The 25,339-nt window shown below is 65.2% G+C and carries 20 protein-coding genes and 1 pseudogene; 11 read left to right on the plus strand and 10 right to left on the minus strand.

Annotated elements, in window-relative coordinates:
- The first annotated feature begins 16 nt into the window (after positions 1–16).
- From nuoG to nuoN, 8 genes are all read left to right on the plus strand, one after another.
- Complete coding sequence (gene nuoG / locus BLV15_RS17360) at positions 17–2,728, plus strand: NADH-quinone oxidoreductase subunit NuoG (RefSeq protein ID WP_090230950.1); 2,712 nt, start codon at positions 17–19, stop codon at positions 2,726–2,728.
- Positions 2,725–3,720 (plus strand): NADH-quinone oxidoreductase subunit NuoH, encoded by a 996-nt coding sequence (nuoH, locus tag BLV15_RS17365; RefSeq protein ID WP_090230951.1) that lies wholly within the window; start codon positions 2,725–2,727, stop codon positions 3,718–3,720. The genes nuoG and nuoH overlap by 4 nt, the downstream gene beginning before the upstream one ends.
- Positions 3,721–3,730: 10 nt before the next feature.
- Positions 3,731–4,276 carry an NADH-quinone oxidoreductase subunit NuoI gene (nuoI, locus tag BLV15_RS17370; protein WP_090230952.1) on the plus strand — a complete coding sequence of 182 codons (546 nt, stop codon included), beginning with the start codon at positions 3,731–3,733 and terminating at the stop codon, positions 4,274–4,276.
- Between the two features lie 94 nt (positions 4,277–4,370).
- On the plus strand, positions 4,371–4,871 hold the full coding sequence (gene nuoJ / locus BLV15_RS17375; RefSeq protein ID WP_090230953.1) for an NADH-quinone oxidoreductase subunit J: 501 nt from the start codon (positions 4,371–4,373) through the stop codon (positions 4,869–4,871).
- A 4-nt stretch (positions 4,872–4,875) separates the two neighbouring features.
- Positions 4,876–5,184: an NADH-quinone oxidoreductase subunit NuoK gene (gene nuoK / locus BLV15_RS17380; protein WP_090230954.1), complete on the plus strand. Its 309-nt coding sequence runs from the start codon at positions 4,876–4,878 to the stop codon at positions 5,182–5,184.
- A complete protein-coding gene (gene nuoL / locus BLV15_RS17385; RefSeq protein WP_090230955.1) occupies positions 5,181–7,025 on the plus strand; it encodes an NADH-quinone oxidoreductase subunit L in 1,845 nt (614 codons plus the stop codon). Before nuoK ends, nuoL begins: the two co-directional genes overlap by 4 nt.
- 25 nt (positions 7,026–7,050) lie before the next feature.
- Positions 7,051–8,583 carry an NADH-quinone oxidoreductase subunit M gene (gene nuoM / locus BLV15_RS17390; protein WP_090230956.1) on the plus strand — a complete coding sequence of 511 codons (1,533 nt, stop codon included), beginning with the start codon at positions 7,051–7,053 and terminating at the stop codon, positions 8,581–8,583.
- Positions 8,584–8,603: 20 nt separating this feature from the next.
- Complete coding sequence (nuoN, locus tag BLV15_RS17395; protein ID WP_090230957.1) at positions 8,604–10,064, plus strand: NADH-quinone oxidoreductase subunit NuoN; 1,461 nt, start codon at positions 8,604–8,606, stop codon at positions 10,062–10,064.
- Between the two features lie 106 nt (positions 10,065–10,170).
- Here the strand turns inward: nuoN and BLV15_RS17400 are convergent, their stop codons facing one another.
- Together BLV15_RS17400 and BLV15_RS17405 are read right to left on the minus strand one after the other, a co-directional pair.
- Positions 10,171–11,997 (minus strand): NAD(P)/FAD-dependent oxidoreductase, encoded by a 1,827-nt coding sequence (locus BLV15_RS17400; RefSeq protein WP_090230958.1) that lies wholly within the window; start codon positions 11,995–11,997, stop codon positions 10,171–10,173.
- 114 nt (positions 11,998–12,111) lie between these two features.
- A pseudogene (locus BLV15_RS17405) lies at positions 12,112–12,414 on the minus strand (aldehyde dehydrogenase family protein); the annotation flags it as partial.
- A 254-nt stretch (positions 12,415–12,668) separates the two neighbouring features.
- On the opposite strand from BLV15_RS17405, the gene BLV15_RS17410 reads away from it, so the two are divergent.
- The gene (locus BLV15_RS17410) at positions 12,669–14,558 is read left to right on the plus strand and encodes a sigma-54-dependent Fis family transcriptional regulator (RefSeq protein WP_090230959.1); all 1,890 of its coding nucleotides are present in this window, start codon (positions 12,669–12,671) and stop codon (positions 14,556–14,558) included.
- Between the two features lie 2 nt (positions 14,559–14,560).
- Here BLV15_RS17410 and BLV15_RS17415 read toward each other — a convergent pair whose 3' ends face one another.
- A complete protein-coding gene (locus BLV15_RS17415; RefSeq protein WP_090230960.1) occupies positions 14,561–15,664 on the minus strand; it encodes an AI-2E family transporter in 1,104 nt (367 codons plus the stop codon).
- Between the two features lie 181 nt (positions 15,665–15,845).
- Here BLV15_RS17415 and BLV15_RS17420 point away from each other — a divergent pair, with 181 nt between their 5' ends.
- Positions 15,846–16,634: a TSUP family transporter gene (locus tag BLV15_RS17420; RefSeq protein ID WP_090230961.1), complete on the plus strand. Its 789-nt coding sequence runs from the start codon at positions 15,846–15,848 to the stop codon at positions 16,632–16,634.
- Here BLV15_RS17420 and nudC read toward each other — a convergent pair.
- The 7 genes from nudC to BLV15_RS17455 all read right to left on the minus strand — a co-directional run bounded on the left by nudC (position 16,602) and on the right by BLV15_RS17455 (position 24,452).
- Entirely contained in the window at positions 16,602–17,432 is an 831-nt protein-coding gene (gene nudC / locus BLV15_RS17425) for an NAD(+) diphosphatase (RefSeq protein WP_090230962.1), read from the minus strand. The two genes, BLV15_RS17420 and nudC, sit on opposite strands and share 33 nt — an antisense overlap.
- On the minus strand, positions 17,432–19,102 hold the full coding sequence (locus BLV15_RS17430; RefSeq protein ID WP_090230963.1) for a FimL-related protein: 1,671 nt from the start codon (positions 19,100–19,102) through the stop codon (positions 17,432–17,434). The genes nudC and BLV15_RS17430 overlap by 1 nt, the downstream gene beginning before the upstream one ends.
- 37 nt (positions 19,103–19,139) lie before the next feature.
- Entirely contained in the window at positions 19,140–19,952 is an 813-nt protein-coding gene (locus BLV15_RS17435) for a crotonase/enoyl-CoA hydratase family protein (protein ID WP_090230964.1), read from the minus strand.
- 134 nt (positions 19,953–20,086) lie between these two features.
- A complete protein-coding gene (locus tag BLV15_RS17440) occupies positions 20,087–22,342 on the minus strand; it encodes an arginine/lysine/ornithine decarboxylase (RefSeq protein ID WP_090230965.1) in 2,256 nt (751 codons plus the stop codon).
- A 130-nt stretch (positions 22,343–22,472) separates the two neighbouring features.
- A complete protein-coding gene (gene dnaQ, locus BLV15_RS17445; protein ID WP_090230966.1) occupies positions 22,473–23,228 on the minus strand; it encodes a DNA polymerase III subunit epsilon in 756 nt (251 codons plus the stop codon).
- An 11-nt stretch (positions 23,229–23,239) separates the two neighbouring features.
- Entirely contained in the window at positions 23,240–23,692 is a 453-nt protein-coding gene (gene rnhA / locus BLV15_RS17450; RefSeq protein WP_090230967.1) for a ribonuclease HI, read from the minus strand.
- 1 nt (position 23,693) lies between these two features.
- Entirely contained in the window at positions 23,694–24,452 is a 759-nt protein-coding gene (locus BLV15_RS17455) for a class I SAM-dependent methyltransferase (RefSeq protein WP_090230968.1), read from the minus strand.
- Positions 24,453–24,522: 70 nt separating this feature from the next.
- Here BLV15_RS17455 and gloB point away from each other — a divergent pair, with 70 nt between their 5' ends.
- Positions 24,523–25,299 carry a hydroxyacylglutathione hydrolase gene (gloB, locus tag BLV15_RS17460; protein ID WP_090230969.1) on the plus strand — a complete coding sequence of 259 codons (777 nt, stop codon included), beginning with the start codon at positions 24,523–24,525 and terminating at the stop codon, positions 25,297–25,299.
- Positions 25,300–25,339 lie beyond the last annotated feature (40 nt).

Below are 25,339 nucleotides of genomic sequence, written 5' to 3' on the forward strand. Positions count from 1 at the left end.
AGAAGAAAACCTAGCCATGGCCACTATCCACGTAGACGGCAAAGACTTCGAAGTCGATGGAGCGGACAACCTCTTGCAGGCCTGTCTGTCCCTTGGCCTCGATATCCCCTATTTCTGCTGGCATCCCGCGCTCGGTAGCGTCGGTGCCTGCCGCCAGTGCGCGGTGAAGCAGTACAGCGACGAAAACGACAAGCGCGGACGCATCGTCATGTCGTGCATGACACCCGCCACCGACAACACCTGGATCTCCATCGACGACGATGAATCCAAGGCGTTTCGCGCCAGCGTCGTCGAGTGGCTGATGACCAACCACCCGCACGACTGCCCGGTCTGCGAGGAAGGCGGTCACTGCCACCTGCAGGACATGACGGTGATGACCGGCCACAACCAGCGCCGTTATCGCTTCAGCAAGCGCACCCACCAGAACCAGGAACTGGGCCCGTTCATCGGTCACGAGATGAACCGCTGCATCGCCTGCTACCGCTGCGTGCGCTACTACAAGGACTACGCCGGCGGCACCGATCTGGGCGTCTATGGCGCGCATGACAACGTGTACTTCGGTCGCGTCGCAGACGGCGTTCTGGAAAGCGAGTTTTCCGGCAACCTGGTCGAGGTCTGCCCGACCGGCGTTTTCACCGACAAGACCCACTCCGAGCGCTATAACCGCAAGTGGGACATGCAGTTCTCGCCGAGCATCTGCCACAGTTGTTCGAGTGGCTGCAACACCAGCCCCGGTGAGCGCTACGGCGAAATCCGCCGCATCGAGAACCGTTTCAACGGCTCGGTGAACCAGTATTTCCTCTGCGACCGCGGACGCTTCGGCTATGGCTACGTCAATCGCGACGATCGCCCCCGCCAGCCGTTGCTGGAAAGCGGCGCCACCCTGGGCATCGACGCCGCGCTGGACAAGGCCGCCGAACTGCTCAAAGGCAAACGCGTGATCGGCATCGGTTCGCCCCGCGCCAGCCTTGAAGGCAACTTCGCCCTGCGCGAACTGGTCGGCGCGGAAAACTTCTATTCCGGCATCGCCGCCGGCGAGCTGGAAAACATCCGCCTGATTCGCGACATCCTGCAGAACGGCCCGCTGCCGGTTCCGTCGATGCGCGAGATCGAGGAACACGACGCCGTGTTCGTTCTCGGCGAAGACCTGACCCAAACCGCCGCCCGCGTTGCTCTGGCGCTACGCCAGTCGGTGAAAGGCAAGGCCACGGAAATCGCCGCCTCGATGAAAATCCAGGACTGGCACATGGCGGCGGTGCAGAACGTCGCACAGCACGCGCTCAACCCGCTGTTCATCGCCAGCGTCGCCGCCACCCGTCTCGACGACGTAGCCGAAGAATGCGTGCATGCCGCGCCGGATGACCTCGCTCGCCTGGGCTTCGCCGTCGCCCACGCGCTGGATGCCAGCGCGCCGGCGGTGGAAGGTCTCGACAGCGAGACCGGCGAACTGGTGCAGCGCATCGCCGACGCCCTGCTCGCCGCAAAGCGACCGCTGATCGTCTCCGGCGCCTCCTTGGGCAGCAAGGCGCTGATCGAGGCGGCCGGCAACCTCGCCAACGCCCTGAAGAATCGCGGCAAGAGCGCCTCGATCAGCCTGGTCGTTCCGGAAGCCAACAGCATGGGCCTGGCGCTGCTCGGCGGCGAGTCGCTGGATGCGGCGCTCGACGCGCTGACGGGCGGCCAGGCGAACGCCGTACTGGTTCTGGAGAACGACCTGTACCGCCGCGCCGAGGCCGCCAAGGTCGACGCCGCGCTGGCGGCAGCCGAGGTCGTGATCGTCGCCGACCACCAGGCGACCGATACGCTGGTGAAGGCCGATCTGGTCCTGCCGGTCGCCAGTTTCGCCGAAGGCGACGGTACCCTGGTCAGCCAGGAAGGCCGCGCGCAGCGCTTCTTCCAGGTCTACGATCCCGCTTACTACGACTCCAATGTGCTGATCCGCGAAGGCTGGCGCTGGCTGCATGCGTTGCACAGCACGCTGCAGGGCAAGGCCGTCGACTGGACGCAGCTGGACGAGGTCACCGCTGCCTGTGCCGGCAGCAACGCGCAACTGGCCGGCATCGTCGACGCCGCGCCGAGCGCCTCGTTCCGCATCAAGGGCCTCAAGCTGGCGCGCGAACCGCACCGCTACAGCGGCCGTACTGCCATGCGCGCCAACATCAACGTCAGCGAGCCCCGCGCTCCGCAGGACGTCGATACGGCCTTCGCCTTCTCCATGGAAGGCTACTCGGGCAGCGCGGAAAACCGTCAGCAGATCCCATTCGCCTGGTCGCCGGGCTGGAACTCGCCGCAAGCCTGGAACAAGTTCCAGGACGAAGTCGGTGGTCACCTGCGTGCAGGGGACCCAGGCGTGCGCCTGATCGAGGCCAAGGGTGAAAGCCTGCCGTGGTTCAGCGTCGGCTCGGCATTCAATCCGGCGCCGGGCACCTGGCAGGCGGTTCCGCTGCATCACCTGTTCGGCAGCGAGGAAAACTCCTCGCGCTCCGCACCGATCCAGGCGCGCATTCCCCAGCCTTACGTCGCCTTGGCGAAGGCCGAAGCCGACCGCCTGGGCGTCAATGACGGCGCTCTGCTCAGTCTGAGCGTCAACGGCCAGGCCCTGCGTCTGCCGCTGCAGGTTCGCGAAGAGCTGGCTATCGGTGTCGTCGGGCTGCCGACCGGCCTGCCGGGCATTCCGCCCTTCGCCGCCGGGGCCGAAGTCACCCTTCTGCAGGAGGCCGCGCAATGAGCTGGCTGACTCCCGAAGTGGTCGACACCCTCATCGCCGTGCTGAAGGCCATCGTCATCCTGCTCGCCGTGGTCGTAAGTGGCGCGCTACTGAGCTTCGTCGAGCGGCGCTTGCTCGGTCTCTGGCAGGACCGTTACGGTCCGAACCGCGTGGGCCCGTTCGGCGCCTTCCAGCTCGGTGCCGATATGGTCAAGATGTTCTTCAAGGAGGACTGGACGCCGCCGTTCGCCGACAAGTTCATCTTCACCCTGGCTCCCGTGGTGGCGATGAGCGCGTTGCTGCTGGCCTTTGCGGTGGTTCCGGTCACGCCGACCTGGGGCGTGGCCGATCTGAACATCGGCCTGCTGTTCTTCTTCGCCATGGCTGGCCTGACGGTGTATGCGGTGCTCTTCGCCGGCTGGTCGAGCAACAACAAGTTCGCCCTGCTCGGCAGCCTGCGCGCCTCGGCGCAGACGGTCTCCTACGAAGTCTTCATGGGCCTCGCGCTGATGGGCATCGTCGCCCAGGTCGGCTCGTTCAACATGCGCGACATCGTCGAATATCAGCACCAGAACCTGTGGTTCATCATTCCGCAGTTCTTCGGCTTCTGTACGTTCTTCATCGCCGGCGTCGCGGTGACCCACCGTCACCCGTTCGATCAGCCGGAAGCCGAGCAGGAACTGGCCGACGGCTACCACATCGAATATGCCGGGATGAAATGGGGCATGTTCTTCGTCGGTGAGTACATCGGCATCGTTCTGGTCTCTGCACTGCTGGTGACGCTGTTCTTCGGCGGCTGGCACGGTCCGTTCCTGGAGACGCTGCCCTGGCTGTCGTTCATCTACTTCGCCCTGAAAACCGGCTTCTTCATCATGCTTTTCATCCTGCTGCGCGCCGCCATTCCCCGGCCGCGCTATGACCAGGTGATGGCTTTCAGCTGGAGGTTCTGCCTGCCGCTGACCCTTTTCAACCTGCTGGTGACCGGCGCTTTGGTGCTGGCCGCGGCCCAGTAAGGAGAAGAATGTGAGATATATCCTCGACGTGCTGCATGGCACCTGGACCCAGTTGCGCAGCCTGGTGATGGTCTTCGGCCACACCTTCCGCAAGCGTGACACCCTGCAATACCCCGAAGAAGCGGTTTACCTCCCACCGCGCTACCGCGGCCGGATCGTGCTGACCCGCGATCCCGATGGCGAGGAGCGCTGCGTGGCCTGCAACCTGTGTGCGGTGGCCTGCCCGGTCGGCTGCATTTCCCTGCAGAAGACCGAGGCCGAGGACGGCCGCTGGTATCCGGAGTTCTTCCGCATCAACTTCTCGCGCTGCATTTTCTGTGGCCTGTGCGAAGAGGCCTGCCCGACCACCGCGATCCAGCTCACGCCCGATTTCGAGATGGGCGAGTACAAGCGCCAGGACCTGGTGTACGAGAAGGAAGACCTGCTGATTTCCGGCCCCGGGAAGTATCCGGACTACAACTTCTACCGTGTCGCCGGGATGGCCATCGCCGGCAAGCCGAAAGGCGCCGCGCAGAACGAAGCCGAGCCGATCAACGTGAAGGGCCTGCTGCCATGAAGTGTCTTTCCGTCATCGCGTCCCCTTCCCTCACGTCGTCCGCAGGCCTGTCTGGGCGGACGCCGTGGGCGGCCGTGCCGAGGAGTTTTTAAACATGGAATTCGCTTTCTACCTGTCCGCGGGAGCCGCCGTCGTGGCGACGCTGCGGGTGATCACCAACAGCAACCCGGTGCACGCGCTGCTGTATCTGGTGGTGTCGCTGCTCGCCGTGGCGCTGTGCTTCTTCGCCCTTGGCGCGCCGTTCGCCGGCGCACTGGAAATCATCGTCTATGCCGGCGCCATCATGGTGCTGTTCGTCTTCGTGGTGATGATGCTCAATCTCGGCCCGGCGGGCGAGGCACAGGAGCGTGTCTGGCTGAAACCGGGCATGTGGGTCGGCCCGTCGCTGCTCGCAGGCGTACTGCTGCTGCAACTGCTCTGGGCGCTGTTCAAGCAGCCGAGCAATGCGCCGCTGGGGCTCGCCACCGTCGATGCGAAAGCCGTCGGTATCAGCCTGTTCGGCCCCTACCTGCTGGTGGTGGAGCTGGCCTCGATGCTGCTCCTCGCCGCGCTGGTCGCCGCCTACCACCTCGGCCGCCAGGAGGCGAAGGAGTAACGCCATGCAAGCCATTCCCCTCGAACACGGCCTGGCCGTCGCCGGCATCCTGTTCTGCCTCGGCCTCACCGGCCTGATGGTGCGGCGCAACATTCTGTTCGTGCTGATGAGCCTGGAAATCATGATGAACGCCGCCGCTCTGGCATTCATCGTCGCCGGTAGCCGCTGGCAACAGCCCGATGGCCAGGTGATGTTCATTCTGGTGATCACCCTGGCAGCCGCCGAAGCCTCCATTGGCCTGGCGATCCTGCTGCAGCTCTATCGCCGCTTCCATACCCTCGATGTCGACGCTGCCAGCGAGATGCGCGGATGAACCTACTATTCCTCACCTTCGTCTTCCCGCTGATCGGCTTCCTCCTGCTGTCGTTCTCCCGCGGTCGCTTCTCGGAGAACCTGTCGGCACTGATCGGCGTGGGTTCCGTCGGCCTCTCGGCGCTCACCAGCGCCTGGGTCATCCTGCAGTTCCACACCAACCCGCCCGCCGATGGCGTGTTCAACCAGTTGCTCTGGCAGTGGATGAGCGTCGACGGCTTCGCGCCGAACTTCGCCCTGCACCTGGATGGCCTGTCGGTGACCATGCTCGGCGTGGTGACCGGCGTCGGCTTCCTGATCCACCTGTTCGCGTCCTGGTACATGCGCGGCGAGAACGGCTATTCCCGCTTCTTCGCCTACACCAACCTGTTCATCGCCAGCATGCTGTTCCTGGTTCTCGGCGATAACCTGCTGTTCCTCTACTTTGGCTGGGAAGGCGTGGGTCTGTGCAGCTACCTGCTGATCGGCTTCTATTACAGCGAACGCAAGAACGGCAATGCGGCGCTCAAGGCGTTCATCGTCACCCGCATCGGTGACGTATTCCTCGCCTTCGGCCTGTTCATTCTGGTGGTCCAGCTGGGCACCCTGAACATCCAGGAACTGTTGGTGCTGGCGCCGCAGAAGTTCTCCGTCGGTGATCCGTGGATCGTCATGGCGACTCTGGCGCTGCTCGGGGGAGCGGTCGGCAAGTCCGCTCAGCTGCCGCTGCAGACCTGGCTGGCTGATGCAATGGCCGGCCCGACTCCGGTTTCGGCACTGATCCACGCGGCGACCATGGTCACCGCCGGTGTCTACCTGATCGCACGTACCAACGGCCTGTTCCTGCTGGCACCGGAAGTTCTCCATCTGGTCGGTGTCGTCGGCGCCGTGACCCTGGTGCTGGCCGGTTTCGCCGCCCTGGTGCAGACCGACATCAAACGCATCCTCGCCTACTCGACCATGAGCCAGCTGGGCTACATGTTCCTTGCTCTGGGCGTCGGCGCCTGGGATGCGGCGATCTTCCACCTGATGACCCACGCGTTCTTCAAGGCCCTGCTATTCCTCGCCTCCGGTGCGGTGATCGTTGCCTGCCACCACGAGCAGAACATCTTCAACATGGGCGGGCTGTGGAAGAAGCTACCGCTGGCCTATGCCAGCTTCATCGTCGGTGGTTCGGCGCTGGCCGCCCTGCCGCTGGTGACCGCGGGCTTCTACTCGAAGGACGAGATTCTCTGGGAAGCCTTCGCCAGCGGCCACCAATGGCTGCTCTATGCAGGCCTGGCCGGTGCCTTCCTCACCTCGATCTATACCTTCAGGCTGATCTTCATCGCCTTCCATGGCGAAGCGAAGACCGAGTCGCATGCCGGCCACGGCGTTTCCCATTGGCTACCGCTGGGCACGCTGATCGTGCTGTCCACCTTCATCGGCGCGTTGATCACGCCGCCGCTGGCCGGTGTGCTTCCGGAAAGCGCCGGCCATGCCGGCGGCGACGCCAAGCACAGTCTGGAAATCGCCTCCGGAGCCATCGCCATCGCCGGTATCCTGCTCGCCGCACTGCTGTTCCTGGGCAAACGGCGTCTGGTCGGCGTGATCGCTGCCAGCGCACCCGGCCGCTTCCTTGGTGCCTGGTGGTATGCCGCCTGGGGTTTCGACTGGCTTTACGACAAGCTCTTCGTGCAGCCGTACCTGCTGTTGGCCCGCCTGCTCGCGCGCGACCCGATCGACTCGGGCATCGGCCTCGTCCCGCGCCTGGCGCGCGGTGGCAACGGACTGATGAGCCGCACCGAAAACGGCCAGCTGCGCTGGTATGCCCTCTCCATCGTTGGCGGAGCCGTGCTGTTGCTCGGCGTCGTTCTGCTCTGAAATTGCGCAAGGAATCGAACCCGTCATGATTCTGCCTTGGCTAATCCTGATTCCCTTCATCGGCGGCTTCCTGTGTCTGGTAGCCGAGCGTTACAGCAATACGCTGCCGCGCTGGATCGCCATGCTCACCATGTCCCTGGAGCTCGTCCTGAGCCTCTGGCTGTGGCACACCGGAAACTTCCAGCTGGCTCCCGCACCGGGCGCCGATCCGACTTGGACCATGGAGTTCAAGCACGTCTGGATTCAGCGCTTCGGCATCAACCTGCACCTGGCGCTGGACGGCCTGTCGCTGCTGATGATCCTGCTCACCGGCCTGCTCGGCATTCTTTCCGTGCTCTGCTCGTGGAACGAGATCCAGCGTCACGTCGGCTTCTTCCACCTGAACCTCATGTGGATTCTCGGCGGTGTGGTCGGCGTGTTCCTCGCGCTCGACCTGTTCCTGTTCTTCTTCTTCTGGGAAATGATGCTGGTGCCGATGTATTTCCTCATCGCGCTCTGGGGTCATAGCGCCACTGACGGGAAGATGTCGCGGATCAACGCAGCGACCAAGTTCTTCATCTTCACCCAGGCCAGCGGCCTGATCATGCTGGTGGCCATCCTTGGCCTGGTGCTGGTCAACTACGACAACACCGGCGTGATCACCTTCGACTACAGCCAGTTGCTCAAGGCCGACCTTGCGCCGGGTACCGAGTACATCCTGATGCTCGGCTTCTTCATCGCCTTCGCGGTGAAGTTGCCCGTCGTGCCACTGCACTCCTGGCTGCCGGATGCCCATGCCCAGGCACCTACGGCCGGCTCCGTCGACCTCGCCGGTATCTTGCTGAAGACGGCGGCCTACGGTCTGCTGCGCTTCGCCCTGCCGCTGTTCCCCAATGCCTCGGCCGAGTTCGCGCCGATCGCGATGACCCTGGGGCTCATCGGCATCTTCTACGGCGCCATCCTGTCGTTCGCGCAGACCGACATCAAACGCCTGGTCGCCTATTCCAGCGTGTCGCACATGGGCTTCGTGCTGATCGGCATCTACTCCGGCAGCCAGCAAGCACTGCAGGGCGTCGTCGTGCAGATGCTCGCCCACGGTCTTTCCGCAGCGGCGCTGTTCATCCTCTGCGGCCAGCTCTACGAGCGCCTGCATACCCGTGACATGCGCCAGATGGGCGGGCTCTGGGCCAGGGTTCCGTACCTGCCGGCGCTCAGCCTGTTCTTCGCCTCGGCGTCGCTGGGTCTCCCGGGAACGGGCAACTTCGTCGGCGAATTCCTGATCCTGCTCGGCGCCTTCGCCAGCCAGCCGATCATCGTGGTCATCGCCACGTTCGGCCTGGTGTTCGCCTCGGTCTACTCGCTGATCATGATCCACCGCGCCTACTTCGGCCCCTCCCGGGCGGACAGCGTACTGGCCGGCATGAATGGCCGTGAGCTGGGCATGGTGCTCAGCCTGGCCGTACTGCTGATCCTGCTCGGCGTTTACCCGCAACCGGTGCTGGATGTCTCGTCCGCCAGCATGCAGGGCGTCCAGCAATGGCTGGGTGCCGCCCTTTCCCAACTCGTTTTGGCCCGGTAGCCGTTATGGAAAGTCACGCCTTGGAACTCACTTCGCAACACTTCATCGCCCTGCTACCGCTGCTGGTGACGTGCGCCACCATCGTCGTGGTGATGCTCGCCATTGCCTGGAAGCGCAATCACAGCCTCACCTTCGTCCTGTCGGTGGTCGGCCTCAACCTCGCGTTGCTGTCGATCATCCCGGCACTGCAGGTAGCGCCGCTGCAGGTCACCGGGCTGATTCAGGTCGACGCGTTCGCCTGCTTCTACATGGCCCTGATCCTGGTCGCGGCGCTGGCCTGCACGACGCTCGCGCATGCCTATCTCGGCGAGAAGACCGGCCCGGGCTATCCCGGCAACCGCGAGGAGCTGTATCTGCTGATGTTGCTGTCCGCTGCCGGCGGCCTGGTACTGGTCAGTACGCAGCATCTCGCCGGACTGTTCATCGGTCTGGAGCTGCTCTCGGTGCCGGTCTACGGCATGGTCGCCTACGCCTTTTTCAACAAGCGCTCGCTGGAAGCCGGCATCAAGTACATGGTGCTGTCCGCCGCTGGGTCGGCGTTCCTGCTGTTCGGCATGGCGCTGCTGTACGCGCAATCCGGCAGTCTGAGCTTCCAGGGCATCGGCCAGTCGCTGGCCGCAGGCGCTGCGCAGCTTCCGTTGGTGCAGATCGGTGTCGGCATGATGCTCATCGGGCTGGCCTTCAAGCTGTCTCTGGTCCCGTTCCACCTGTGGACGCCGGACGTCTACGAAGGCGCTCCGGCCCCGGTCGCGGCCTACCTGGCGACTGCCAGCAAGGTCGCGGTGTTCGCCGTGCTGCTGCGCCTCTACCAGATCTCTCCGGCTACCGCCGGTGGCTGGCTGAATGACGGCCTGACGATGATCGCCATCGCCTCGATCCTCATCGGCAACCTGCTGGCCCTGCTGCAATCGAACCTCAAGCGTCTGCTCGGCTACTCGTCCATCGCTCACTTCGGCTATCTGCTGGTGGCGCTGATCGCCAGCAAGGGCGTCGCCGTCGAAGCCATCGGCGTGTACCTGGCGACCTACACCGTCACCAGTATCGGCGCTTTCGGGGTGATCACGCTGATGTCGAGCCCGTTCCAGGGTCGCGATGCCGACGCCCTGTACGAATACCGCGGCCTGTTCTGGCGTCGTCCGTACCTGACCGCGGTGATGACCGTTATGATGCTGTCGCTGGCGGGTATCCCGCTCACTGCCGGTTTCATCGGCAAGTTCTACGTCATCGCCGTGGGGGTCGAAGCCAAGCTCTGGTGGCAACTGGCGGCGCTGGTTGTCGGCAGCGGCATCGGCGTCTACTACTACCTGCGGGTGATGGTCACGCTGTTCATGATCCAGCCGAACCTGCGCCGCCACGATGCCCCGTTCAACTGGGGCCAACGCGCCGGTGGCATCATGCTGGTGTTGATCGCGGCATTGGCATTCGTCCTCGGCGTTTATCCGCAGCCGCTGCTGGAGCTGGTCCAGGGCGCCGGGCTCTGACCTGAAAGCCAAAGAAAGAGCCGCATCAGCGGCTCTTTTCGTTTCTGCAATCTGCAATCGATAAAAAGGGCCGCAAATGCGGCCCTCTTCTTGTCGGCAACGCGACTCATCCCAGGTGATGGACCTCCGCGCGCTTGAACACCTCGGTATCCAGCCCCTCGTAACGCGCTTTGAGTTGCAGGGCGAGGTACAGGGAATAGTGGCGTGACTGGTGCAGGTTGCCACCGTGAAACCAGAGATTGTCCTGCCGGGTTGGCTTCCACATGTTGCGTAGTTCACCCTCGTAGGGGCCGGGGTCCTTGCCGGTGCCCGAGCCCAGGCCCCAGCAGCGCCCGACCCGGTCGGCAACCTCCTGGGAAATCAGCTGCGCGGCCCAGCCGTTCATCGAACCGTAGCCGGTGGCGTAGACGATCAGGTCTGCCGGCAGGCGCGTGCCGTCGTTGAGCAGCACCGCATCCTCCTCGATACGTTCGACACCCAGGCCCGGCGCGCTCTTCAGCTTGATGGTGCCGTTGGCGATCAGCTCGCAGGCGCCCACGTCGATGTAGTAACCCGAGCCGCGGCGAACGTACTTCATGAACAGCCCGGAGTCGTCGTCGCCGAAGTCGAGCATGAAACCGGCAGCAGCCAGGCGCTCGTAAAACGCCTTGTCGCGTTCGCGCACCTGGTCGAAGACCTTGCGGTGAAACTCCGGCATCACCTTGTACGGGATGGAAGCGAACAGCATGTCGGCCTTGTCGGTGGTCAGGCCCTGCTCCAGCGCATCCTCCGAATACAGCGGCCCGAACACCAGCTCCATCAGCGATTCCGAACGCACGATATGCGTCGAGGAGCGCTGCACCATGGTCACTTCGGCGCCGTTCTCCACCAGGTCTGCGCAAATGTCGTGTGCCGAGTTGTTGGCGCCGATCACCACGGCCCTCTTGCCTCGCCAGGCATCGCCCCCCGGATGCCGGCTGGAATGGTGCTGCTGCCCTGCGAAGCGCTCGGCGCCTGGATACCGCGGGATGTTCGGCACGCCGGACATCCCGGTGGCCAGGATCAGCTGGGTCGGCTGCAGGGTGATGGGCGTCCCGTCACGGCGCACCTCCACCGTCCAGCGGCCGACGTCCTCGTCGTAACTCGCCTTCACGCACTCGGTTTTCGTCCAGTAGTTGAGTTCCATGACCTTGCTGTACATCTCCAGCCAGTCGCCGATCTGGTCCTTTGGCGTGAACACGGGCCAATGCTCGGGAAACGGCAGATACGGCAGATGGTCGTACCAGACCGGGTCGTGCAGGCATAGCGACTTGTAACGCCCGCGCCACTGATCGCCGGGGCGCTCGGCCTTATCGACGATCAGCGTTGGCACACCCAGACGCTTGAGTCGCGCGGCCAGGCCTAGCCCGCCCTGGCCGCCGCCGATGATCAGGCAATACGGCTGCTCGGTGATACCCAGACTGGCCTCCTCGTCGCGTCGCCGTTCCGCCCAGTTGCGGCCATCGGCATGGCCATGACCGTGCTGCGCGCCGAGCGGCCGGCGGCGCCCGCTCGGCTCCTCGAAACCCTTCAGTTCGCGCATTGCGGTGAGCAGCGTCCAGCAGCGGCCGTCCTTAAGACGCACATAGCCCTTGCCGCGCGCCACCTCGGTTTCCAGCGATATCCAGCCTTCCAGCACACCATCGGCCTGGCTCGCTTCGCCTTCGAGGCGCCAGTGGTCCGGAGCGGTGCGCGTCAGGCATTCCTCGAGCATTTCGCGAATCGCGGCCTTGCCCTCCAGGGTCACGAGGTTCCAGGAGAACAGCACGAGGTCGCGCCAGTGGCAATCGTCGGCGAACAGCTCCAGCGCACCGTCGATGTCGCGTGCGGCCAGGCGCGAGGCCAGTGTTTCGATCCAGGCGGCCAACTCGCTGGTGGGTGTCTGCAGGGTGATGGGATCGACAGGTACATTCATGCGAGGTCTCTCCTCCGGGGCATTCTTGTCATGCGCAGCTCCGTCCCCGGAATAGGCGGGGCCACGTGGATGGAAAGCGCAATCGGCTCAGAGGGAGCCCGGCCGGCTGTTGTCGCGGATGCAGCCGGCGCAGTAGCGGAAATGGTCGGCGGACAGCGGTACGTCGGCGTTCAGCGTCTCGCGCACGGTCTTGCCGTTGCCCCAGGTTTCGGCGGCGGCATGCGCGGCGTCCAGCGCCTTGTAGATGTCCGCGGCCGAGGAATGCGGGAATTCGTCGATTACCGAGCCGTTTACCGGCGAGGTATCGGTGAAGCACCGGCCCTTGACCGGCGGCACGAACTCGCCACCGATGTAGTTGCCGTAGCGCGGCTTGAGGGTGAGGACGGAGCCAGGGGTGTTGGGGACTGCGTAACGCATGGGTGTTCTCCTGATCTTGTTGTTGTCATGGGCGGAACCCGCAATAACCTGAGCAAGAGCGAGGCCAGAAGAGACAAGGCCCCGGCTGACGCGGCCTGCAGCCTAACGCAATGGAGCCTGGGTACCCTCGATGTACCAGATACGAGACACCCCCGGTGACACCTCGTACCGCCGATGACCTGTATGCCTCGAGCGACATTTTGTCCTATGCTGGGCCGGCACCCGCTGCGGCACCGCTTCGGAGAACAACAAGAATGAACACGATCCATCAGCACGCGCAGCAGGTCCTGCGCTTTGGTGAAGGCCTGCCACCCATCCAGGGGCCGGCCAGCGACCCGGCCATCGCGCGTTCCTGGCGGCGCTGCCTGGAGCAGCACCACCTCGATCCTTCTCGGCTGCACGCGCCTTGCGTGATGGAACGTCCGCGGCTGAACGAATGCCGCGAACGTCTGCAGCGGATCATCGCCATCGCCCGCTGGCAGATGAATAGCCTGCATCAGCAACTGGGCGGCAGCGACCACGCGATCCTTCTGACCGACACCCAGGGAGTGGTCATAGATAGCCTGGCCCGGGACGCCGAACGCGCCGACTTCCAACGCGCAGGCCTATGGCTGGGCGCGGTGTGGGACGAGGCAACCCAAGGCACCAACGGGGTCGGCACCTGCCTGGTGGAGCGCCAGCCGCTGACCATCCGCCGCGATGCGCACTTCCACGGCCGCCATACCGGTCTCACCTGCTCCGCCAGCCTGATTCTCGACCCGCAGGGCGAGCCGCTGGCGGTGCTCAACGTTTCCACGTGCAGGGACGAGCCGACCGGCCGCAACAACTACCAGACCATGGCGCTGACCAGCCTGTCCGCCAAGCTGATCGAAGGCGCCTACTTCGTGCAGACCTGCAACGGCCGACGCCTGCTGCGCCTGCATGCGCGGCCTGAGTATCTGGGCATGCTCAGTGAGGGCTTGCTGGCCTTCGACGAACGTGGCCACATCGAGGCGCTCAACGAAGCGGCGCTGAGTCTGTTGGGCGAAACGCGCGAAGCGCTGCTCGGCCGTCCGCTGGAACATCTCTTCGAGCTGTCCGTCGAGCGCCTGCTTGACCCGTTACCCGGCGACGCCGGTGGTTGCCTGGCCTTGCGCACGCGCGATGGACGTTTGCTGCATGGCCAGCTCGCCCGCCCCGCCCCGGCAGCGAAACCGTCCAGAGGAAGCAGCCTGGCACCCTCAGGCACGGCGGGCCCTTGCCTGGCCGATCCGCGCCTGCGCGAAGCCTTCGGACGTGCCTGCCGCGTGCTGGAACGCGACGTACCGGTGCTGCTGCACGGTGAAACCGGCACCGGCAAGGATGCTTTCGCCGCCGCGTTGCATCGCGCCGGTTCGCGTTCCGGCAAGCCGTTCGTGGCGATCAATTGCGCGGCGATTCCCGAAAGCCTGATCGAGAGCGAGCTGTTCGGCTACCGCGGCGGCAGCTTCACCGGTGCGCACAAGGATGGCATGACCGGCAAGCTCCTGCAGGCCGACGGCGGCATCCTCTTTCTCGACGAAATCGGCGACATGCCCCTGGCCATGCAGACCCGCCTGCTGCGCGTGCTCGAGTCCCGCCAGGTGCAGCCGCTCGGTGCCTCGCAGGCATTGCCGCTGGACGTAAGGCTGGTCAGCGCGAGCCACCGCGATTTGCCGGCGATGATCGCCGAGGGCACGTTTCGCGAAGACCTCTACTACCGGCTCGCCGGCCTGCAGATCAGCTTGCCACCGCTGCGTGAGCGAAGCGACAAGGCCGAACTGATCGAACAGTTGCTGAGCGAAGAAACCGCAGGCGAACCACTACGGCTGGCTCCGGACGCCCTCCAGGCGCTGCTCGTACAGCCCTGGCCGGGCAATGTGCGCCAATTGCGCACCCTGCTGCGTGCGCTGGTGGCGCTAGCCGAGAACGGACGCATCGAACTGGAGGATCTGCGCGCGGTGCAACCGGAACTGTCCGTCGCACCGCTGCCCAGCACCGCCCCGCTGGCCGATGCAGAACGTGACGCACTGCTCGCCACCCTCAACGGAGAGCACTGGCACATGACTCGCAGCGCCCAGGCCCTGGGCATCAGCCGTAACACGCTGTATCGCAAACTGCGACGCCACGGCATCGCCCGGAATTGACACTAGCCGGGTCGCTCCGTGGGCGGCACTACGGGCATTTCCGCGCTCAGTGGCGACGGCGCGCTGGCTGGCCCGGTGAACAGCCCCCATGCCGACATGAACAACGCCGCGATCAGCGGGCCTACGACGAAACCGTTGAGTCCGAACAGCGACAGTCCGCCCAGCGTCGACACCAGCACCACGTAGTCCGGCATCTTGGTGTCCTTGCCGACCAGTATCGGACGCAGGATGTTGTCCACCAGACCGATGACGAAGATGCCGTAGAGGGTCAGAAGTACGCCCTGGGTCACCTGGTCGTTGAGCAGGTAATAGATCGCCACCGGAGTCCAGATGATGCCCGCCCCTACCGCCGGCAGCAGCGAGAGGAACGCCATCAGTACGCCCCACAGCAACGGGCTGGGAATGCCGAGGAACCAGAAGATCAGCCCGCCCAGCGCGCCTTGGGTGGCTGCCACGACGATGTTGCCCTTCACCGTCGCACGCGCCACCCGGGTGAACTTGCTGAACAGCTTGCGCTTCTGGTTCTGACTCAGCGGAATCGCCTGGCGGATGCGGGCAACCAGCTCCGGGCCATCGCGCAGGAAGAAGAACAGCAGGTAGAGCATCACGAAGAAGCCCACCACGAACTCGAACGTGCCCTGGCCGAAGCTGAAGGCCTTGGTCGCGAGGAACTGGCTGCCGGCGAGTGCGCCGCTGGAGAGGCGGTCACGCAGACTGCCGAGGTCATTGAGGCCGAATCGATCCAACTGGTGCTGAACGAAATTCGGCAGCATTGCGCGGAACTGTTCCACATAGGCACCGACGTTCAGGTCACCGCTTTCGATGCGCTGGTAGAGCGTGGCGCCCTCCTGGACCAGCAGCGCGGTGATGATGATCACCGGCAGCACCGCCACCAGCAGGCTGACCAGCAGCGTGGTCAGGGCCGTCAGGTTGGGTCGCCCGCCGAAGCGCTTGAGCAGGCGCCGCTGCATGGGCCCAAAGAGGATGGCCAGGATCACCGCCCAGAACACGGCGCCGTAGAACGGCAGCAGGATCCAGGCGAATGCCAGCGAAACTACCAGAAGCAGTGCCAGGAAGACCTTCTGTTCCAGGTTCGGTTTGTTCATCAGTTTCCCTAGATAACCACAGTCGACTCCTGCATTAGTCAACGCCGGCCGAAGCAAAGTGCCGGCGTTGAAGCCGAGCGCGGTCGATACGCCGCGGGCCGATTCCTTCGCGCGCCGAATAGCGGCATCATGCGCGCCTGTTTTCGCCACTCGACCGCCCCCACCGGACACGCACCACACCATGCCATTTCCCCTCGAACTCGCCGTAGATCCCGGCACCCTAGCCGTCCTCGCCCTGGTCGCGTTCCTCGCCGGCTTCATCGATGCCATTGCCGGCGGCGGCGGTCTGCTGACGATGCCGGCGCTGCTCACCGTCGGGCTGCCGCCGCACCTGGTTCTGGGTACCAACAAGCTTTGCGCGACCTTCGGCTCGGGGATGGCCGGCTTCACCTTTTACCGGCGCAAGCTCTTCGATCCGGGTGAGTGGCGAATCGCCTTGCTGGCGACGGCAATCGGCGCGCTGATCGGCGCGATCGTCGCCCACTGGGTGCCGGCACGCTGGCTCAATCAGTTGCTTCCGCTGATCGTGTTCGGCTGCGGGCTGTACCTGTTGTTCGGCAAGGTGCCGGAGGGTGCCCTTGAGGGCAGCGCAGCGCCCATCGCCAAGGGACGGCAGTGGCCGCAGGGACTTGGGCTGGGGTTCTACGACGGCGTGGCCGGCCCGGGGACCGGGGCATTCTGGACGGTCAGCAGCCTGCTGATGTACCCGCTCGACCTGCTGCGTGCCAGCGGCGTGGCGCGCAGCATGAACTTCGTGAGCAACGCCACGGCGCTCGCGGTGTTCATCTGTTCCGGCCAGGTGGCCTGGGCGCTCGGGCTCGGCATGGGGCTGGCGTTGATGCTCGGCGCGTTCATCGGGGCGCGCACCGCGATCAAGGGCGGCGCCCGATTCATCCGCCCGGTGTTCATCCTTGTGGTGCTGGCGTTGACCGCGCGGCTAGTCTGGCAGCACTGGATCGGCGCCGCCTGAGCGGCGAGCCACATAGAGATCGATCAGATACCGCGCGATGGACTTCGCGTTGGGCAGCGGTGGCAGGTCGTTCACGTTGAACCACTGCGCATCCTCTATCTCGCCGGGTTGCGGAACGATGTCGCCACCGGCGTATTCGGCATGGAAGCCGAGCATCAGCGAATGCGGGAACGGCCAGCTCTGGCTGCCGAGGTATTGCAGGTTTCGCACCTCCACGGCAACTTCCTCACGCACTTCGCGCACCACGCACTGCTCCACCGTCTCGCCCGGCTCGACGAACCCCGCCAGCGTGCTGTAGACCCCGCTGACGAAGCGCGGTGAGCGTGCCAGCAGGACCTCATCCCCCCGGGTGACCAGCACGATCATGCTGGGCGAAATCCGTGGGTACTGGTGCAGCCCGCACTCCACGCAATGCATCGCGCGCTCGCCGGAGTGCCGCTGCATCCGCGCACCACAGCGACCGCAGAAACGGTGCTGGCTGGACCAGGTGCCGATCTGGCTGGCATAGGCAAGCATCTGGAACTGCTCGGCATCGCTTTGCATCATGAACTGGCGCAAGCCCTGCCAGTGCGCGCCAGGCAGCTCGAACGGCTGGTCCGCCTGCAGCAGGAACACCGGTTGCCCGTCGAACTGACCGATCCCGTGCTCCTCGAACCTGGCCAGCTCCTGGCGCTTCAGCCATTCACGGGGGAACAGCACGCCATTGGCGTCCGAGAGAAAGCCCTCGGGGGACGCGGCCAGCGCCCATCCACCGGGAACACCGGCATCCACCAGCCCGGCACACCAACGGCTACCCATCAGGCAGCCACCGGCATGCCGAGGGCGCGAACGCTGTCGGCGGCGAGGTCGAGCACTTCCGAATGCTCGTCGGGCAGCAGCGTGCCGGCTTCCAGGTAGTACTCGAGACTGGCGAGGGCATCCGCGAGGGTTTCCAGCATCTGTTCCGACGGTCGCGCGGGTGCTTCGAGCATATGCCGCTGGATGTAGTCGGCGCAGGCGCCGATCATCGCCGCCGCTCGCGGCTGATCGAGGAACCACAACCCACCACGGGCGGTTTGCAGCGTTCCAGGGACGTTGAGCAGATGCATCTTGTCTCCTTCGGATTCCAGGTAAGCGGTGATCGCCCGCTTGGCCAGCGCGAGGCACGCCTGCGCTTCGTCGATCACCAGGATGCGCGCTTCCGCGAGCTGGTGAATGGCGAAGGACTGCGCGTCGGCCCCGGGAGCGGCTCGTGGACGGGCTTCGCGCCGCTCGCCGCGGTCGAGACTGGCAACCATGCCTTCCACGTACAACACCGCATCGGCCAGACCATGCAGTGCATTGGCCGGAACGGGATTCTGGTCGACCCAGGAAGAAACCTCGGCCAGTTGCGTCTGCAGCGCGTTGCCCGCGGAGGTCAGGCCAACCATCGCCAGGGTCTTGGACAACTTGCCGAGCAGCGCGTGCAGGTTGCCCAGGCTCTCTTCGTCGGCGGCGCCCCGTTCGATGAGATCGAGCAAGTCCTTGACGCTGGCGAGCTCCTCGCCGATCGCCGAAGACAGCGAGCGCATCACCGCCTGGCCGGGGCCGGTGAGGCGCTGGTATTCCTCTTCGAGAAGGTGGTCGGTGAACGGCAGCGCGGTCAGGCTGAAGGTCTCGCGCAGCGGTTCGACCAGCGGGCCATGGGTATCGGCCAGCGCGACCAGGTAGAGCATCTCCTTGAGCAACAGGCGCGGCGCCTCGTAATCGGGCGCGGCGAGCAACTGGCGGAGTTCGCGATCGATGCGGGCGAACAGCTGCTTGCGCGATTTGCGCGGCAACAGCTGGCCGTCGACCTGGGCTTCGATCGCGGCCGCAGCGATCCAGCACAGTCGCGAACGCGGATCGTCGCCGAGCAGCCCGTCGAGTCGCGTCAGCGCGCGCAGCATCAGGCGCAGGCTGGAGGCCGAACTCTGCTCGCGGATGAAACCAAGCAACCCGACCTGATACATCTGCCGCAGCCGGCGACCCTCGGCCGTCAGGTCGACCGTTTCGCGGGTTGTCCCATCGCGCAGCGGACGCGGCTGGTCGAGGCGGACACTGAAAAAGAAACTCTCCGGCAGCGGCGGCTGGTTGCCGGCCTTGCGCAGATCGTTGATCGCCGGCAGCAGGACTTCCGGCATTTCCTCTCGGTGCGCATCCAGGTTTTCCAGGTAACGGCGCAGCACGAAGAGTGCGGTGCTGAGCGCAGCCAACTGGATGTCGCGCACCTCGCTGGCACCCGCGGGAATGTCGGTCGCCTGCTGCTGAATCTCCTGGGCGAGCATTTCAGCGCCGGTGAGCTCGATCAGCTTGAGCGTTCCGCGAACCTGCTGCAGGCTTTCGATCGCCTGTTGCAGCAGGCTGACGTTCTCGCGTTCGGTGATGAACTGCTCGAGGCTCTGCTCGGCCTCCTCCATGGTGGCGAACAGCTCGTCGCGCACCAAGCCGAGGGATGTGGCTCCAGCCATGCCTATCGCGCCTCCGGCGCTCTGTCCGAAACCGAATTCAATCGGCGAAGTCCGCTTTCTGCTTGGTCATCTGCGCGGCCATGGCCACGCGCAGATCGGCCGACTGCAACATCGCGGCATTCCAGGTCGCGATGTACTCCAGGCCGTCGTCGACCCGGTGATCGCGCATGTAGCGGATCATTTCCTTGGTCCCGCGAATGGCCACCGGGGATTTCGCGGCGATCTCGCGGGCGATGGCGAATACCCCGTCGAGCAACGCCTGCTGGTCGGCGTAGGTCCGGTTGACCAGGCCCAGCTGGCGCGCTTCCTCGCCGTCGATGCTGCGACCGGTGAAGGCGAGTTCGCGCATCATGCCGTCGCCGATGATCCGCGGCAGGCGCTGCAGGGTGCCGACGTCGGCGGCCATCCCCATGTCGATCTCCTTGATGGAGAACTGCGCGTCCGTGGTCGAATAGCGCATGTCGCAGGCACTGATCAGGTCGATGGCGCCTCCCAGACAGTAACCCTGGATCGCCGCGAGCACCGGCTTGCTGCACTGGTCCACGGCGTTGAAGGAGGCCTGCAACTGCAGGATCTTGCGCCGCAGCACCTGCGCGTTGCGGCCGACGTCGTTGCCCAGCTCGCTGCCGACCGACGCCAGCATCGCCAGGTCGATACCCGATGAGAAGTGCTTGCCGGCACCGGATACGATCACCACGCGGATGTCGTCGGTCTCGTCGATCCAGCGGAAGATGTCGATGATTTCCGTCCAGAAATCGGCGTTCATCGCGTTAACTTTTTCCGCGCGGTTGATCGTCACGTGGGCGATCTTGTCCTGGGTTTCGACGCGGAAGGCTTTGTAGTCGGACACGGCTGTCATCCTCGACAACGGACAGTTGGGCGCGGCGAGGCGCGCGGCGGCGTAGCCGGCCAACTATAACAACAAGCGCCTCGCAAAAGTCGACCCCGCCGCGCCTGCCAGGTCGGCACCGCCGGCCTGATACGTCATTCCTTGATGCAGTCGACGGTGTAGACCCGCCCCGCCTCGCCATCCTCGTGCTGCAGACCGTGCACATCCGAATCGAAGCCGGGGAAGCTGCGGTCGAAGGTGCCGGCGAACTCGAGGTAGTCGATGATCGCGCGGGTCGCGGGGGTGAAGCGCTCGCCCGGCATGATCAGCGGAATGCCCGGCGGATACGGCACCAGCATCACCGCGGCGATACGGCCTTCGAGCCGATCGATAGGCACCGCTTCGACGTCGCCGCGCACCAGCTTGTCGTAGGCATCCGCGGGCTTGATCGCCAGTTCCGGCAGCACCGTGTACATGCGCTTCTGCGCCTTGGCGGTACGGTTTTCCCGGTAGCAGCCATGCAACTCGTCGCAGAGATCGCGCAGGCCCAGCCCGGCGTAGCGCGTGCCGCCCTGGCGGGCCACCGAAGGCAAGGCTTCGCTGAGCGGCACGTTGGCGTCGTAATGGCGCTTGAACTCCAGCAGCTCGGTGACCAGCGTGCTCCACTTGCCCTTGGTGATGCCCATCGAGAACAGCACCAGCATCGAATAGAGTCCGGTCTTCTCCACCACCAGTCCACGTTCCCAGAGGAACTTGCTGACCACCGCGGCCGGAATCCCGCGCTCGTCCAGGCGCCCTCCGGCGGTGAGGCCCGGCGTGGTCAGGGTGACCTTGATCGGATCGAGCAGTACGTAATCCTCGGCAACCTCGCCGAAGCCGTGCCAGTCTGCGTCCGGCGCCAGCAGCCAGTCGGCCGTGGTGGCGCTGTCGGCACCCTCCGCCAGGGGTGGCTGCCAGATGCTGAACCACCAATCGTCCTCGCCCAGGCTCTGCTGCAGATTGGCCAGGGCGCGGCGAAAGCTCAGCGCTTCGTCGAAGGTTTCCTGGATCAGCGAACGCCCGGCAGGCCCTTCCATCATCGCCGAGGCCACGTCCAGCGAGGCGATGATGCTGTACTGGGGCGAGGTCGAGATGTGCATCATGAAGGCTTCGTTGAAGCGGTCGCGGTCCAGCTGGCGCACGCCGCCGTCCTGCACATGGATCATCGACGCCTGGCTGAAAGCCGCCAGCAGCTTATGCGTGGAGTGCGTGGTGAACACCAGCGGCGCCTGTTCATGGCGCCGCGTGCCCATGCCATAGCGGCCGGCGTAGAACTCGTGGAACGCGGCGTAGGCGTACCAGGCTTCGTCGAAATGCAGCACTTCGACGCTATCCCCGAGGGTCTGCTTGATCAGTTCGGCGTTGTAGCAGAGGCCGTCGTAGGTGGAGTTGGTGACCACCGCGAGCTTGACCTTCGGCGGCCGGCCGCGAGTGAGCGGGTTGGCGTCGATCTTCGCCTGGATCGACTCGCGGCTGAATTCGGACAGCGGGATCGGCCCGATGATGCCCAGCTCGTTGCGCTCCGGCACCAGATACAGCGGCACCGCCCCGGTCATGATGATGGAGTGCAGGATCGACTTGTGGCAGTTGCGGTCGACCAGCACCAGGTCGTCACGGCCGACCATGCTGTGCCAGACGATCTTGTTCGCCGTCGAGGTACCGTTGATCACGAAGAAGGTGTGGTCAGCGCCGAAATTGCGCGCGGCGCGGGCCTCGGCCTCGGCCAGCGGGCCGGTGTGGTCGAGCAGCGAGCCGAGTTCCGGCACCGACACGGACAGGTCCGAACGCAGTGTGTTCTCGCCGAAGAACTGGTGGAACGCCTGGCCCACCGGGCTCTTTCGATAGGCCACGCCACCGCCATGGCCGGGCGTGTGCCAGGAGTAGTTGGATTGTGCGGTGTGCTCGACCAGCGCCTTGAAGAACGGCGGCAGCAACCCCGAGAGGTAGTTGCGCGCGGCCCGCGCGACCTGCCGGGCGAGAAACGGCACGGTGTCCTCGAACAGGTAGAGCAACCCGCGCAGGTGGTTCAGGTCCGCCATCGCCTCGGCGGGCGCGTTCTCGATGGTGACCTGCTCGCCGAGGGCGAAGATAGGCAGTTGCGGGGCGCGCACGCGGGCCAGGCGGATCAGCTCGATGACGTCCTGCAGCAGGCGCTGGTTCTCCCCGGCACCCTCGGCGGCGACCAGGATGCAGGCCAGGCCGTGGTGGGTCGACGCGACGATGCGCCCTTCGGCCGAGCTGGCGGTGGAAAGGATGCTGAACCCGTCCTGCGCCAGTTCCTGGGCAATACCGCGCACGCGTTCACCGGCGACCGTGTCGGCCTTGATGTCGCGATGCACGATGAGCACGGGGAATTTCAGATCTTTGTACATGTCACCGCCCTGAGGTCGGCAGGTCCGCCCTGCCCGTCGCCTCAGGGTAGAGGCTCGCCCCGGCGGGAGGAACCCCCGGCCGCGACCGCTGTACGAAAAGGTCGCGCGGCGATAACTCGCCGCGGCCGTTTCAGGCTTCGCTCAGCGCTTCGGCCGGCGCCTGCTCCAGCTGCATCCAGAGCGCCGGGGCGCCGGCGGATTTCTCGATGACCGCGAGCCGCGCCGCATGGGCGGCGAGTTCGGCCTCGCTGGCACGAATCACCCGGGTGAGCGCGCGATCGGCACCCAGACGTCGGATCGGCGTGGGATGGGCGCGGCCACCGGTTTCGCTTTCGCTGCCGTCACCGGCGAGGGACAGGTTGGTCTGCCCGCCGGTCATGGTCAGGTAGACGTCGGCGAGAATCTCGGCATCGAGCAAGGCGCCGTGCAGGTCGCGACCGGAGTTGTCCACGCCATAGCGCTTGCACAGGGCATCGAGGTTGTTGCGCTGGCCAGGATGCCGTTCCCGCGCCATGGCCAGGGTGTCGAGCACCGAGCAGTGTTCGCTGATGTCGGCGCGCTCGCGCTGCCCGAGCAGGGCGAACTCGTTGTTGATGAAGCCGATGTCGAACGCCGCGTTGTGGATGATCAACTGGGCGTCTTTGATGAACTCGAAGAAGTCGTCGGCGACATCCTTGAAGCGCGGTTTGTCGGCGAGGAAGTCCAGGGTGATGCCGTGGACCGCAATCGCACCTTCGTCGATCTCGCGATCGGGGTGGAGATACACATGGAAATGCCGCCCGGTCAGGCGGCGCCCGATCACTTCGACGCAACCGATCTCGATGATGCGGTGGCCGTCGGTAACCGGCATGCCGGTGGTTTCGGTATCGAGTACAACTGAACGCATGGCGCTTCCTGTCAGACGGAGGTTCTGTGTTTCGCCGAGACGACGCCGCGGTTGGCCAGCATGTCGGCATGCTCGTTGCCGGGATGGCCGTTGTGGCCGCGCACCCACTGCCAACTCACGTTGTGCCGGGCGACCTGCTCGTCCAGCTGTTGCCACAGATCGGCGTTCTTCACCGGCTGCTTGGCGGCGGTCTTCCAGCCGCGCTTCTTCCAGTTCGGCAACCATTCCTGGATGCCGCGCATGACGTACTCGGAGTCGGTCACCAGCAACACGTCGCACGGACGCTTGAGCTCGGCCAGGCCGCGGATCGCCGCAGTGAGTTCCATGCGGTTGTTGGTGGTATCGGGCTCGCCGCCCCAGAGCTCGCGCTCGACGCCCTTGTACACCAGCAAGGCGCCCCAGCCGCCGGGGCCGGGATTGCCCTTGCAGGCGCCATCGGTATAAATCGTGGTCTGTTCAGTCATTTCATTGCTCGGAATCGCGCCGGCTGACCTTCGCCACCGGCATCGGCAGCAGCTTGCCCATGGGTTCGCGGCGGGTCTGCGGCAGCGGGCGCAAACCGACGACCAGTTTGCGCGCCACCAATAGATAGAAGCCGGGGCCCGGCATGTGCCCGCGGTCGCCCCAGCGCTCCAGACGAGCCAGGCGGTTCTGCCAGGCGCTGGAAGCGAGCGGCGGACGATAGCACCCGAAGCGGCGTTTCTCCAGCGCGAATCCGAGCAGGTTCATCCAGTCGCCGACCCGTGTCGGGGCGATGCAGCGGGCCTGGCGAAAGGCATCCTGGGCGAACAGGTGGCGCATCCCCCAGCTGCTCCACGGGTTGATCCCGACGATCAGCAGGTGGCCTCCGGGACGCACGCTGCGCGCGGCTTCGCGCAGCAGACCGTGGGGCGACAGCGAGAAGTCCAGGCCGTGCTGCAGCACCACGATGTCCGCCGCGTGCTCGCCCAGCGGCCAGGCCTGCTCCTCGCAGACGATCTCCACGCCGGGAAACGGCGCACCCAGGCTGACGCTGTGCTGGATCTGCTTCGCCGCCGGCAGCGGTCCGGCCTGCGGACCGTAATGCACCAGGTAACCGCCAAAGTAGCGCGCCAGTTCCTCCTCCAGCACCCGGCGTTCTTCCACCAACAGTTGCTGCCCGAACGGGCCCTCGAACCATTCGCGGGCGGCGCCAATCAGCGCCTGCCACTGCGGATCGGCCTGGGCGATGGTGTTTTCGGTCATGCGATTCTCCTGCAAGGAGGCCTGGGCCTGCTTAAGATGCACCTTTGTAATCCGCATAGCGAGCCAAGCCATGTTGCGTATCGATGCCCTGCCCGCCTTCGCCGACAACTATATATGGCTGCTGCAGGACGACCAAAGCCGCCGCTGCGCGGTGGTCGATCCGGGCGACGCCACCCCCGTGCAAGCCTGGCTGGACGCCCACGCCGGCTGGACCCTGGAAGCGATTCTGACCACTCATCACCACGCCGACCATGTCGGCGGGGTCGCCGCCCTCAAGGCGAAGACCGGCGCGCGGGTCTTCGGCCCGTCGCAGGAGAGCATTCCGGCCCTCGATCAGGCGCTGGGCGACGGCCAGCGTATCGAAGTGCTTGGCCTGGACTTCGAGGTGATCGACGTCCCCGGTCATACCCTCGGCCACATCGCCTACTTCCATGATGATGCCCAGCCCTGGCTGTTCTGCGGCGACACCCTGTTCGCCGCCGGTTGCGGCCGGCTGTTCGAGGGAACGCCCCGGCAGATGTTCGATTCGCTGAACAGGCTCGCCGCGCTGCCGGACGCCACCCAGGTCTACTGCGCCCACGAGTACACCCTGAGCAACCTGCGTTTCGCCGCGGCCGTGGAGCCGGAGAACCCGCAGATCGCTGCTCGCGTGGCGCAGGTCACGCAGTGGCGCGCGGAGGGACGCATCAGTCTGCCGTCGCAGATCGGCCTGGAGCGGCAGACCAATCCTTTTCTGCGTTGCGGCGAGGCCAGCGTCGAAAAGACGCTGGACCAGCGCTGCGGCCCTCAAGCACGCACCTCGTGTGAATCCTTCGCCGCACTGCGCAGCTGGAAAAACAGTTTCTGAGGTCCGGAATGCGGACGGAGGGGCTGGTGAAAACTTGACC

Origin of the sequence: Pseudomonas kuykendallii (genome assembly GCF_900106975.1) — a bacterium.
Taxonomy (GTDB): Bacteria; Pseudomonadota; Gammaproteobacteria; order Pseudomonadales; family Pseudomonadaceae; genus Pseudomonas_O; species Pseudomonas_O kuykendallii.

Coding starts and splice junctions, on each gene's coding strand:
- nudC (WP_090230962.1), bottom strand. CDS start 17,432: ATGGGTAGCCGTTGGTGTGCCGGGCTGGTGGATGCCGGTGTTCCCGGT.
- nuoG (WP_090230950.1), top strand. CDS start 17: ATGGCCACTATCCACGTAGACGGCAAAGACTTCGAAGTCGATGGAGCG.
- nuoM (WP_090230956.1), top strand. CDS start 7,051: ATGATTCTGCCTTGGCTAATCCTGATTCCCTTCATCGGCGGCTTCCTG.
- gloB (WP_090230969.1), top strand. CDS start 24,523: ATGTTGCGTATCGATGCCCTGCCCGCCTTCGCCGACAACTATATATGG.
- BLV15_RS17455 (WP_090230968.1), bottom strand. CDS start 24,452: ATGACCGAAAACACCATCGCCCAGGCCGATCCGCAGTGGCAGGCGCTG.
- BLV15_RS17400 (WP_090230958.1), bottom strand. CDS start 11,997: ATGAATGTACCTGTCGATCCCATCACCCTGCAGACACCCACCAGCGAG.
- BLV15_RS17420 (WP_090230961.1), top strand. CDS start 15,846: ATGCCATTTCCCCTCGAACTCGCCGTAGATCCCGGCACCCTAGCCGTC.
- nuoJ (WP_090230953.1), top strand. CDS start 4,371: ATGGAATTCGCTTTCTACCTGTCCGCGGGAGCCGCCGTCGTGGCGACG.
- dnaQ (WP_090230966.1), bottom strand. CDS start 23,228: ATGCGTTCAGTTGTACTCGATACCGAAACCACCGGCATGCCGGTTACC.
- nuoH (WP_090230951.1), top strand. CDS start 2,725: ATGAGCTGGCTGACTCCCGAAGTGGTCGACACCCTCATCGCCGTGCTG.
- nuoL (WP_090230955.1), top strand. CDS start 5,181: ATGAACCTACTATTCCTCACCTTCGTCTTCCCGCTGATCGGCTTCCTC.
- BLV15_RS17430 (WP_090230963.1), bottom strand. CDS start 19,102: ATGGCTGGAGCCACATCCCTCGGCTTGGTGCGCGACGAGCTGTTCGCC.
- nuoK (WP_090230954.1), top strand. CDS start 4,876: ATGCAAGCCATTCCCCTCGAACACGGCCTGGCCGTCGCCGGCATCCTG.
- rnhA (WP_090230967.1), bottom strand. CDS start 23,692: ATGACTGAACAGACCACGATTTATACCGATGGCGCCTGCAAGGGCAAT.
- BLV15_RS17410 (WP_090230959.1), top strand. CDS start 12,669: ATGAACACGATCCATCAGCACGCGCAGCAGGTCCTGCGCTTTGGTGAA.
- BLV15_RS17415 (WP_090230960.1), bottom strand. CDS start 15,664: ATGAACAAACCGAACCTGGAACAGAAGGTCTTCCTGGCACTGCTTCTG.
- BLV15_RS17440 (WP_090230965.1), bottom strand. CDS start 22,342: ATGTACAAAGATCTGAAATTCCCCGTGCTCATCGTGCATCGCGACATC.